Source organism: Allobosea sp. 05T422_2, assembly GCF_056396265.1.
In genome coordinates, this window is the sequence record NZ_JBFTLD010000212.1 from 1 (window position 1) to 11753 (window position 11753).

General features: G+C 63.5%; 8 protein-coding genes and 1 pseudogene. 7 read left to right on the forward strand and 2 right to left on the reverse strand.

What is annotated here, in order from left to right:
• Window positions 1-985, reverse strand: a 985-nt coding sequence (locus tag AC1DJT_RS27025; RefSeq protein WP_476835249.1) for a TAXI family TRAP transporter solute-binding subunit, incomplete at its 3' end; no start/stop codon positions are given.
• A gap of 502 nt (window positions 986-1487) precedes the next feature.
• On the opposite strand from AC1DJT_RS27025, the gene AC1DJT_RS27030 reads away from it, so the two are divergent.
• The 7 genes and pseudogenes from AC1DJT_RS27030 to AC1DJT_RS27060 all read left to right on the forward strand — a co-directional run bounded on the left by AC1DJT_RS27030 (window position 1488) and on the right by AC1DJT_RS27060 (window position 10655).
• Window positions 1488-2924, forward strand: a complete 1437-nt coding sequence (locus AC1DJT_RS27030) for a DUF1254 domain-containing protein (protein WP_476835250.1) — start codon at window positions 1488-1490, stop codon at window positions 2922-2924.
• Between the two features lie 504 nt (window positions 2925-3428).
• On the forward strand, window positions 3429-4475 hold the full coding sequence (locus AC1DJT_RS27035; RefSeq protein ID WP_441506867.1) for a sensor histidine kinase: 1047 nt from the start codon (window positions 3429-3431) through the stop codon (window positions 4473-4475).
• Window positions 4476-4899: 424 nt separating this feature from the next.
• Window positions 4900-5262: pseudogene (locus tag AC1DJT_RS27040) on the forward strand (ABC transporter substrate-binding protein); the annotation flags it as partial.
• Window positions 5222-5911 carry an ABC transporter permease gene (locus AC1DJT_RS27045; protein ID WP_476835251.1) on the forward strand — a complete coding sequence of 230 codons (690 nt, stop codon included), beginning with the start codon at window positions 5222-5224 and terminating at the stop codon, window positions 5909-5911. The pseudogene AC1DJT_RS27040 and the gene AC1DJT_RS27045, both read left to right, overlap by 41 nt.
• Window positions 5912-5995: 84 nt before the next feature.
• Window positions 5996-6898, forward strand: a complete 903-nt coding sequence (locus AC1DJT_RS27050; RefSeq protein WP_476835252.1) for a LysR substrate-binding domain-containing protein — start codon at window positions 5996-5998, stop codon at window positions 6896-6898.
• A 377-nt stretch (window positions 6899-7275) separates the two neighbouring features.
• Complete coding sequence (locus tag AC1DJT_RS27055; RefSeq protein WP_476769513.1) at window positions 7276-9444, forward strand: TonB-dependent receptor; 2169 nt, start codon at window positions 7276-7278, stop codon at window positions 9442-9444.
• On the forward strand, window positions 9444-10655 hold the full coding sequence (locus AC1DJT_RS27060) for an ABC transporter substrate-binding protein (protein WP_476835253.1): 1212 nt from the start codon (window positions 9444-9446) through the stop codon (window positions 10653-10655). The genes AC1DJT_RS27055 and AC1DJT_RS27060 overlap by 1 nt, the downstream gene beginning before the upstream one ends.
• 101 nt (window positions 10656-10756) lie before the next feature.
• On the opposite strand, the gene AC1DJT_RS27065 is transcribed toward AC1DJT_RS27060, so the two are convergent.
• The gene (locus AC1DJT_RS27065) at window positions 10757-10981 is read right to left on the reverse strand and encodes a hypothetical protein (RefSeq protein ID WP_476835254.1); all 225 of its coding nucleotides are present in this window, start codon (window positions 10979-10981) and stop codon (window positions 10757-10759) included.
• Window positions 10982-11753 lie beyond the last annotated feature (772 nt).

An 11753-nucleotide genomic window follows, 5' to 3' on the forward strand; every position in this document is an offset into this window, starting at 1 on the left:
GGGTCGACCAGCTCGTGTCCGTATCTTCCAGATAGGCGGCGGTTCCGGGGTGAAGCGGAAAGCGTGCGTCMTTTTCGCTGTCGGGCGGGGTGATCAGGCTGGCCAGCGGAATCTCGCGCGCCAGCTCGCTGCGCCGTTCGAGCAGGCCGCGCGTCACCTCCATGATCGCGTTGTTGTAGAGCCGCACGCGCATGGGGCCGGTCGAGGCGCGATTGGCGGCCAGCGCGGTTGGAACCCCGACCGTGTCGACATCGTCGTCGGGAATGGACAGGCGCGGAAAGGCGTTCTTCTCGATCGTCTCGGAGCTGGCGGCCGGTGTGTTCTGCTTCAGGGACTCGCCAAGCTCGATGCTGAGGATGGTCGGGGGAGTCTTGCGCTTGTCGCCGACCGCGGCAACCACGTCCCTGACCACGGGATCGGCGGGGACGCCGAGCACGACGACGCAATCGAGCTGTCCGCCGGCGACGAGCCGGGCGACATCCTCGGGCTTGATGATCGTCATGCGGACATCTGCCGGTGTGAGGCCCACCATGTCGAGCAGCCGGACGAAAGACGGCTCGTCGAGCGGTGAGCGGGAGACAAGGCCGAGGCGCTTGCCCTTCACGTCGGCGAGGGTCTCCAGCTTGAGCCTGGCCGGTGCTGCAGCGATCATGAGATTGGTGCGCAGCATTGCGACCAGTGCAGCCCCGGTCGGCAGGGGATCGTCGAGCCGCAGCACGGCGAGGTCGACCTCCCGTTTCTCCAGCAGCTGACTGCTTTCGTGCATGTCGGCCGTCGTGACCAGGTCCAGGCGCGCCCCGGCCCGGTTGACGTCGAGCAGGCGATTGAAGGCGATCAGCAGCTTGGCATCGATCCCGTCCTTGGGGCCGGCCGCGACGCGCAGATGCAGGGGCTGCGACCAGGAGAGATAGCCGACGACGGCGGCGGTGAGCAGCGCGAAGGCCGCCGCGGCGATCAGCAGGAGACGCGACATCGAGATGTTCATGGCACATGTCCCGAACTGCGCCTCGCTTCGAAGACGTCGGCTCAGCCCCTGCAAGCCAGGATAAGTCGGACCCTGAACCCATTCAGCAGGGGCAGCCCACGAGCTCGGCAGGGCAAGCTTAGCGCACTATACGGCCACGTCATCCATGGCATTGGCACGTGCTCCGCTCTCGCAGGGCTGCAGAGCCGGGCATTCGGATGGTCGGGATGGCGAACTGGCGCAGGAGGCCAGCAGGAATGGCGCCGAGGCGCGTCGTGTAACGGCCAGGTTCGGCCTTCATGGCAGAGGCCAAGCATGTCGGCTCTCCCGCTCCATTACGAATTKACGCGGTCTCCTTCTCAGTCACAATGAATTCTGCGTGGCCTTTGTCGACAACAAATGTTCGCCGAATATCAAATCGATGATTACATAAATCGGTGCATCGGTATACTGATCTACGGAAGATAAATTCTGGGCTTCCGAATTTAAGTTCTGACATCTCTAGCGGAAGCGGGAGACTGAAATGAATAAAATTGCAATTGGATTGTCTCTGGGTGTTCTTCTTGGTTTTGGATCTGTACATATCGCGATGGCCCAGGGTTCGCAGCCAGCGCTGACCGAAGCTGAGGCTCAAGCCATTGGGGTCGATGCCTATCTCTACTTCTATCCATTGCTCTCCATGGACGTAACCCGCAAGCAATCCACGAACATCGAGGCCGGAAAAGAATTCGGAAAGGGCCCGATGAACATGTTCGTGAACGTGCCGGCGTTCCCGCCGGCCGATATGAAGGTCGTCGTCCGGGTTAATTTCGACACGCTCTATTCCATTGCGTGGCTCGATCTGACCAAGGAACCGCAGGTCGTCTCCGCACCCGACACGGGCGGCCGTTACTATCTTCTGCCCATGCTCGACATGTGGACCGACGTCTTCGCATCGCCGGGATGGCGGACGACGGGGACGCAAGCCGGCAATTTCCTGATCACACCTCCTGGCTGGACCGGGACGGTACCAGCCGGGATGGCGCGTATCGGCGCGCCGACGCCCTATGTCTGGATCATCGGCCGGACGAAGACGGACGGTCCGCCGGATTATGAGGCCGTTCACAAGGTCCAGGCCGGCTACAAGGTTACGGCCCTGTCCGACTGGGGCAAGGCGCCGAAGCCGGTCGAGGTGAAGATCGATCCCAGCATCGACATGAAGACGCCGCCGAAGGTTCAGGTCGACACCATGCCTGCGGCTAAATACTTCGCCTACGCCGCCGAGTTGTTGAAGCTTCATCCGCCGCATTCCACGGATCAGCCGATCATCGCTCAGATGAAGCGCATCGGCATCGTGCCGGGCGAGAGCTTCGATATCGACAAGCTCCCGCCGGCGGTAAAGAAGGGCCTCGAAGCTGCACCCGAGGCCGGGCAGAAGCTCATGGAATGGAAGATCCCGACGCTCGCCCGGGTGGCGAACCATTGGTCGATGAACACCGATACCATGGGCGTCTACGGAAACTACTATCTCAAGCGCGCTATCGTTGCGCAGGTAGGCCTGGGCGCCAATCTCCCCGAAGATGCGGTCTACCCCCTCAATCTCGGTGACGAATCTGGCAAGCCGCTMGACGGCGCCGGCAAATACACGCTGCATTTTGAAAAGGGCGCCCTGCCACCCGTGAACGCCTTCTGGTCGGTCACGCTCTACGACCCGGAGGGATTTCAGGTCGCCAACAGTCTCGATCGCTTTGCGGTCAGCAGCTGGATGCCGTTCAAATTCAGCGCCGACGGATCGCTCGACCTGTATTTCCAGAATGCCAATCCGGGCAAGGACAAGGAGGCGAACTGGCTTCCGGCGCCGAAGGGCGAGTTCAATCTGACGATGCGGCTCTACGGCCMGAAATCCGAGGTCTTGACCGGCAAATGGAACCCCCCAGCCATCACCAGGGCGCAGGGGCTTCCGGCCGTGGTGGGCCAGTAATCCCCAGGAGAGGGCACCGGAACGAACCCGCTCCGGTGCCCCGGCATGTGAAGCCCTGGATCTCGCGGTTGCCCCGCGTGAGTGAATGGCGCGGAGGCTGCGGTCGGTCAGTCAGCCCTGGTCGCGGCGGGGCGATCCGCAAACGCCCTTCGACCGGACTGGACCCTCTAAGGCATCGGCCCGAAAAGTGGATTGCGGTTTTCGAGAAAGACGATGCAAACACAAAGGGTTAGATCAACGAACCGGATACGATTTCCGGTCCGATGATCCAGGACGTCAGTTACTCCAGACCGCAGGCTCGGCGGTGATCGAAGACGGCCATCGGCGGTGTCATTCGCGATGAGGGCATTGGACCCTTCTGGAAGCCCGAAAGCCCCGCTCGGGCTGCGACAGTGATGACTGCAAGGTGTATTATCCCTCGGAAACGGGCCGGTCGCCGGCCCGAGAATGCGCTTGTGCTCCCCGCCGGGGGGCTTGCCGCGTCCCAGAAGGATTTCTCAAGACATGGCAGACCCACGCACATTGGCGCAGGCGATCGTCAATACGATCCCCGAGCCATTTGTTGTGCTCGACGATCAGCTTCGTGTCCTGGCAGCGAGCAACGCCTTCTGCACCGCCTTCCGCATCGATCCTGACGAAGCGCCGGGCCGTCCGCTCTCCACGCTGGGCGACGGCCAATGGGACATCGCTGCCCTTCGCGTTCTTCTGGAACGGATCATTCCCACGCATGCCGTCATGGACGGGTTCGAGGTCGAGCATGATTGTCCCGATCTCGGCCGGCGGACCATTCTCCTGAATGCCCGGCAGATGGTCGACGAAGACGGCTCGGCCACAAGGATCCTTCTCACCTGCACCGACGTCACGGCGCGTCGGGCGGTCGAGCGGGAGAAGGAGGAGCTTCTCAGGCAAACCGAAGAGCTGCTGCGCCAGAAGGATGTCCTGCTTCAGGAAATCCAGCACCGCGTCGCCAACAGCCTCCAGATCATCGCCAGCATCCTGCTGCTGAAGGCGCGGGCTGTCTCATCGGAGGAAACCCGCCAGCACCTGAAGGATGCGCATCAACGCGTCATGTCGGTCGCCGAAGTGCAGCGGCATCTCCACACCTCCGAGGCGATCGACCAGGTCGAGGTCAGCTCCTACCTCACCAAGCTTTGCGGCAGCCTCGCCTCGTCAATGGTCGGGGAGGGCCAGCCCATCACGGTCAAGGTGATGGCGGATTCAGGAGCGATCCGTTCCGATCAAGCCGTGAGCCTCGGCCTCATCGTCACCGAGCTTGTCATCAATGCCATCAAATACGCATTCCCCGTCGTCCGGGCCGATGCCATGATCCTCGTCACCTACGAGATCAACGGTGCCGACTGGAAGCTGATCGTCTCCGATAATGGCATCGGAAAGACGGCAAGCGACGCCGGCACCGGACTGGGCACGGCCATCGTGCAAGCGCTCGTCAAGCAGCTCGACGCCGTCATGGAGGCGCAGAGCGGGGCCGGGGGCATGAAGATTTCGGTCACCCGGGCGAGCTTCATCTCGCGCATGCCGAGCGCGGCCTGAAACTCCCTTGAGGTCTCCCGGGCGCTGGATGCGATGAGCAGCCTATTGCCCGGACAAGCTGCGTGATCTGTCGTCGCAGACCTACCTGCTCGTCGGTTCGCCTCTGCCCTCTTCTCGCAATCCAGGCCAATATGGTGCCAGTTCGGGCAACAGGATGCCGCGCGAACGCCCTTGTCCATCGTTGCGGGAAACGCACTCCGGCCCTGTCCCTCACAAGGCGCGGGCAAGCGCCGCGAAAAGGGCGTCGTCATTGATCTCGAGGCGCTGACGAAAGCTCGGCTTCGAGCGCGCGCTCAGCACCACGACKACCAGGCGCTTCTGCGGATTGATGTGGATGTACTGGCCATAGATGCCCTCGGCCTGGAAGGTGCCCTTGAGCGCGGGATCATCGAGGACGGGAATCCACCACATATAGCCATAGGGGATGAGGGTGTCGCCGATCGGGAAGGGCGAACCCGCTTCGCCGGTCCAGCAGGCGCAGGCCCGTCCATTGGTGCCGCCGCAAAAGCCGCGTGGCCAGGTGATCGCGGGGATTTCGCAGGAACCGACCGTCTTCAATCCGCTGATGCCCGGCAGCGAGGTCGACCAGGGCGTCTGGTGGCAGCTTTTCAACCCGCTCTGGTCGATCGATCCGCAGGGCAGGCTCGTCGCCGATCTCGCGACCGAGGTTCCGAGCGTCGGCAATGGCGGGCTTTCCGCCGACGGGCTGATCTGGAAGATCAAGCTGCGCCGGGACGTGAAATGGCATGACGGYACGCCGTTCACCGCCGAGGACGTCAAATACACGCGGCCGCGACATCCTCGCCCGGCTGATGATGGGCGGGCGGATCTCGCTCGCGATCGGCTTCACCGCCATGGCGATCGCGATCGCGGCAGGGACCGGGGTCGGGATGATCGCAGGCTATTACGGCGGCATCATCGGCTCGCTCCTGATGCGCTTCGTCGATGCGATCCTGTGCTTTCCGACGATCTTCCTGCTCCTGGCGCTGGCCGCACTGGTCAAGCCCGGCCTGCTCTCGATGACGCTGCTGATCGCGGCGACATCCTGGATGAATGTCGCGCGCATCGTCGAGGCGCAGATCAGGGCGCTGCGCGACCAGGATTACGCGGTCGCCGCCAGGGCGATGGGGGCGTCGAGCCTGCGGATCATGTGGCGCAACCTCCTGCCCAATGCGGTCGCGTCGATCGTGGTCGCAGCGACGCTCAATGTCGCCAAGGCGATCCTGCTCGAATCCTATGTCAGCTTTCTCGGCTACGGCATCCAGCCGCCCAACGCGAGCTGGGGCAATATGCTCAACAACGCGCAGATCTACCTGTCGAGCGCGCCCTGGCTTGCCATCATGCCCGGTCTCGCCATTACACTGGCGGTGACGAGCTTCAATTTCGTTGGTGATGGCCTGAGGGATGCCCTCGACCCGCGCATGGAGATCAGCTGAAGACGTCGCCGGGGCGTGGTGACGCCTTCTGGCGCGGCCGGCAGCGGCCGGCTCCGCGACCCGGACACATAGCAGGAGGTCGCTTTGACCCGCAGGCTCCMCTCATTGAATGCGCTGCGCTGCTTCGAAATCGTGGCGGCCGAGCTCAGCATCAAGAAGGCCGCACTCGCTCTGCATGTCAGCGAGAGCGCGGTGAGCCGCCAGGTCCGCATCCTGGAGGAGCAGCTCGGCGCCCAGCTCTTCCTGCGCACTCACAATGGCCTGGAGATCACCGATGCGGGCCAGCGTCTCGCGGTCAGCGTCAAGGAGGCGTTCGATCATATCGCCAATGCGGTGAACCCGTTCCAGAACGACCGCGAAGCCGTGACCATCAAGGTGCTGCCGACCTTCGCGCTGCGCTGGCTGCTGCCGCGGCTGCGCTCCTTCCAGGAGCGGCACCCGCTGATCAAGGTGAATGTCCAGACGCGCCTGAACGACATGACGCTGAACGATACCGATGCCGATCTCGGCATCCGCTATGGCGTCGGCAACTGGCCGCGCGACTACACGACCGAGCTCTATGCGGAATGGATCCTCCCGGTCTGCGCACCGGGCTATCTCGCCGGGCGCCAGGCCAGCGAGACTGACCTCGCCCAGGCGACGCTGCTCCACCCCTTGCCGGATCGACAGGACTGGGCGACCTGGACGGAGAAATCGGGGACGAATCTCGATCCGCGCAGCGGCCTCGATTTCGACGCCCTCGACATGGCGCTCAGCGCCGCCGAAGCCGGGCTCGGGGTCGCCATGACCGATGTCGTGCTGGCCCATGAGGCGATCCAGGCCGGCAGGCTGGTCGTGCCGCTGCGCAAGGCGGTGCCGACCGGCGCCTCCTATTACCTCGTCCGTCCGCCCGACATGCGGCGCCGGCGCGAGGTCAAGCTGGTCGACGAATGGATCTGCGACGAAATCTCGTCGGCGCGCGATCTCGTCCGTCTCTACGCGGCCTGACGCTGCCGCCCTCCCGTCGGTCGGCTGCCTCTGATTTTGTCCGGGCGGCCTGCAAAAATTGAAATCGACTGGCCCTCGGGAATCCGGTGCGAGTGCCCGGCCGGCGCGAGCCGGGGCCTGCGCCGGTGTGCATGATCCGTTTTGGGCTGAAATGGGCTCGCGCCAAGTGGTTGTCTGGTCAGATTTATTTCCTGATGTCGAAGTCATTTTTGAATTAGTCGAAAGTAATAATCGACACTACGAATGATGTTTAAAATGTATGTTTGTACATCATTCCCGTGTTGTTGACGGTTAATAAGGATTGATCGATACGAAGCCCCATGAACCACGCCGCTATTGTTCGATGCGGCATGTTTTTGAATTTTCATGAGGGCGTGATGAAGCTTCGAAGCGATCCAATGGTGAGCCGCGTGGTCCCGGCGCTGCTGGGCATGGGGATGTTCGGCCTGGGCGCAACGGGCGCCCTGGCTCAGGGCGCCGCGCCGACGCGCGTGCAGCTCGACGAGATCGTCGTGGACGGGCAGGGCACGAAGAGCGAGGTCCCGCCCCCCTTTGCCGGCGGCCAGGTGGCGGAAGGGGCCAGGCTCGGCCTGCTCGGCAATACGCAGACCCTGAAGTCGCCGTTCAACATGACGAGCTACACGGCAGCCCTGATCCGGAACCTGCAGGCGGCGACGGTCGCCGATGCGCTGATCCTCGATCCCTCGGTGCGCAGTTCGCACCCGTCGGGCGGAATCGTGGATTCCTTCAACATTCGCGGCTTTCCGATCTCGGAAGGCAATAATGGTGAGATCGCTTTTGACGGCGTCTTCGGCGTTGCCCCGAACTATCGCGTCTTCACCGATTATGCCGAGCGGATCGAGGTCCTGAGGGGGCCCGCGGCGGCTCTCGGCGGCATCGCCCCGAATGGCGGTATCGGTGGGATCATCAACATCGTGCCGAAGCGGGCGGAGGGCGATCTCACCCGGATCGGCGCGGAGTTCGCGTCAAAAGCCTATGGCGGCGCCACATTCGACGTCGCCCGGCGCTATGGCGCGGGCCGCGAGTTCGGTGTCCGGGTCAATGGCAGCTTGCGCGGCGGCGATACCGCCGTCGACCGGCAGTACAACGGCACGGGCATCGGCTCGCTCGCGCTCGACTACCAGGGCGAGCGCTTCCGCAGCTGGCTCTATGTCCTGGCGCAGCGCGATTACTGGGACGCGCCCACGCGACCCTTCCTGGCCAGCCCCGGCGTTGCGGTGCCGGCGGCCCCGAGCGGGCGGCGCAACGTGATCCAGCCCTGGGAGCATTCACGGATCGACGACGGCTCGGTGCTGTTGAAGAACGAGTACGATCTCACTGATAATGTGACGGTTTTCGCCAATGTCGGCGGCTCGCAATCCCATGTCGACCGGTTCTTCGGCAACTCGCCCTTGCCGACGATCCTGAACGGCCGAGGCGATGTCACCTACACCCCGCAATATCTCGATCTGGCGATCGGCCGGCAGACCTATGATGGCGGCCTCMGGGCCCGCTTCGAGACGGGCTTCATCAAGCATGAGCTGACCTTCCAGGCGTCCTATTATCACGACGAGATCGAGCGGGCATTGACCGCCGGCCGGCCCGTGAGTTCGAACATCTACGCCCCCGTCCTGACCCAACCACAATATGCGACCCGCGTCCCCCGCGCGCGAACCTCGGACAGCGATCTCACGAGCGTTGCGCTGGCCGATACGCTCTCCATCCTGGACGAGCGCGTCCTGCTGACGCTGGGGGTGCGCCGCCAATCGGTGGAGACGAACAATTACTCGACCACGACCGGCGCCGTGACCTCGTCCTATGACGAGCAGGCCACGACCCCGGTGGTCGGACTCGTGCTGCGTCCGCTGAGCAACGTCTCGCTCTATGCGAATTATGTCGAAGGGCTGAGCCGCGGCGATATCGCGCCGACCAATGCGACCAATGCCGGCGAGGCCTTCGCGCCCTATCGGGCAAAGCAGTACGAGGCGGGCGTGAAGGCGCAGTTCGGCACGTTCGGCGCCGGCATCAGCGCCTTCCAGATCACCAAGCCGAGTGCCGAGCTGAGCGGCAGCGGAGTCTTTTCGGTGAGCGGGGAGCAGCGCGTGCGCGGTCTCGAGCTCAATGTTTACGGGGAAATCACCCCCGAGCTTCGGCTGCTTGGCGGCGCCACCCTGCTGGATGGAGAACTGACGAAGCCGGCGCTCGCGGCCAATCTCGGCAACCGGCCGATCGGCGTTCCCTCGATGCAGCTCAATCTCGGCGCCGAATGGGATCTGCCCTGGGTGAAGGGGCTGACCCTGACGGGCGCGCTGATCCACACCGGCAAGCAGTTCATCAATACGGCCAACACCCAGTCGCTGCCCGACTGGACAAGGGTCGATCTCGGCGCGCGCTACGCAACCGAGATCGCCGGGCGCAAGACGACCTTCCGCGCCACCGTCCAGAACGTCGCCGACACCAGATACTGGTCGAGCGTCGCCTCGTTCGGGACGTTCTATGCGGGTGCGCCGCGCACCTTCCGGCTCTCGATGTCGGTCGACCTGTAATGGCGGGTCGCGGCGAACTCGATCGGCGCCCCGGTATCGGCGCATGCGGGCAGGGGCTCGCGGCGCTCCTGCACTGCCTCGCCCTGGTACTCGTGGTGATCACGAGTGCCGTGCCGGCATCGGCCGAGCAGGTCTCCGTGACCGATGTGCTCGGGCGCGTCGTCACGGTGGCGGTTCCGGTCCAGCGCGTGATCCTGGGTGAGGGGCGGCAGATCCACGCCGGCGCCGCCCTCGACCGGGAGGCGCCGTTCCGCCGCATCGTCGCCTGGCGCGACGATTTGCAAAAGGCCGATCCGGACAGCTACCGCGCTTATCTCGAGCGCTATCCCATTATTGCGGCGCTGCCGGCGCTCKGGGCCATGAGCGAGGGTAATCTCGATATCGAGACGGTGATCGCCCTGAAGCCCGATGTGCTGTTCCTCAATGTCGAGGCCCAGATCGCGAGCGCGGAGACGAAGCTTGTCGAAAAGCTCGCTTCCGTCGGCATTCCCGTGGTCTATGTCGATTTCCGCCATGCGCMCTTCGTGAACACGGAACCGTCGCTCCGGCTGATGGGCCGCCTGTTCGGCCGCTCGGAGATCGCCGAGGAACTCATCGCCTTTCGCTCTCGCGAGATCGCGCGCGTCACCGATCGCCTGGCCGGGGTGGCCGATCTCAGGCGGCCGCTCGTCATGGTCGACCGGATACCCGGCTATTCCGACGATTGCTGCATGACGTTCGGGCCGGAGAATTTCGGCAGAATGGTCGAGGTCGCCGGTGGGCGGAATCTCGGCAGCCTCCTGCTGCCCAGCACCTTCGGCACGGTGAACCCCGAAACGATCATCGCCATGAATCCCGATGTGGTGATCGCGACCGGCGGCAATTGGAGCGCGCTGGCGCCGGGCGGCGCCTGGGTCGGGCTCGGGCCAGGCGCGGACCTCGCGGAGGCGAAGCGAAAACTCGCCAATCTCGCGAAACGCCCGGCCTTCGCCCATACGGCCGCGGTGAAGAGCGGGCGCGTCCACGCGATCTGGCATCAGTTCTACAACAATCCCTATCAGTTCGTGGCGATCCAGAGGATCGCCCGCTGGCTCCATCCCGATCTGTTCCCGGATCTCGATCCCGAAGCCACGCTGCGCGAACTCCACGAGCGCTTCCTGCCGCTGCCCTATCAGCCGGGCTACTGGGTCGAGCTTGGCGGGGAGGGAGGAGCCGGCCACGCCGCGCCCTGATTGCCGGCGGCCGGCTCGCGCGCTTCGGCACCGGCGTAGAGCCGGCATCCAAAAAAGAGGGGCCGCTGGGGCGGCCCCTGCCTCCGAGAGGTGCTTGCCTCTCAGCTGTGATGTCGCCGCATCGCCGGTGCGTAATATTGATGCTCACGCAGCTCCTTCATGTGCTCATGATAGGCGCGATACTGCTGCTGCTCCTGCAGGKCGAGCGGGTTCTCGTACTGCTCGTGGATGATGCTTTCGGGGCCGAACTCGTAGGCCTGCGCCGTGTTGGCCATCCCGAACAGCGCGAGAAGGCCTCCGACAAGGGCAATCCTGTAAGTGATCATGACTGATCTCCTGCGTTCCAAAGCACGAGGCCGGGTTGAAATCCGACTTCGTATCCATATTACCGTMGCGAAGCTGAAATGTTCATGCAAATAACCGTGATCTGATTTCCTGCGAAATTCATCAAATACGCAAATTGCCGCCTCAATGTGGGATTCAATCTTGGATTAAATCTCTGTGAACAGAGCATTAACAAATGTTAACTTGATGATGCCAAGACTTCGGCACTGCGTGTCTTTGCTGGCAGACCTCTCGTCGAGTGAAATAAAACCGGCGAGAGCGGCAAACCAGGCACGCGTTCTGTGAGCGGAGCTTGCGACAAGCGGCCCGGAGATGTCTTCCCTAAGTTGCACGAGCGAGCCGGCACGACAGTAGAGGCCGCAAGGAATGACAGTACCTCGCAGTCGCGAAAGATTTTGTGCTGCAGCGCACTCGTCATTGACTGAGACGGCGAGGGCGGGTTGGGGCGCCGGAATCGCCGCCCTTCCGCCCAGGGGCCGAACCGGCCGCTATCGCTTGCGCATGATGGGCGCAATCATCCTCCGCGACTGCGTCAGGTGCGAGAGTGTCAATCGAGATGCCCTGGGGACGCTGAGCGACGGTGAAACCCTTGTTCAGGCAAGCCGTTACGCAGCGTGAAACATCTCGTATCTGGCTTCGTTCCGCGAACAACAAGCCCGGCGAGTAGACGCTGCTCATGCAGGTCGCCTTGGCGTTGTCGCTCTCTCGATGCAGTTCGACACTGAACATTGTCTCCCCGATGCATCCCGAGAG

Bases quoted from the DNA above. Each gene is read 5' to 3' on its own strand.
- AC1DJT_RS27035 (WP_441506867.1), top strand. From the start codon at position 3,429: ATGGCAGACCCACGCACATTGGCGCAGGCGATCGTCAATACGATCCCC.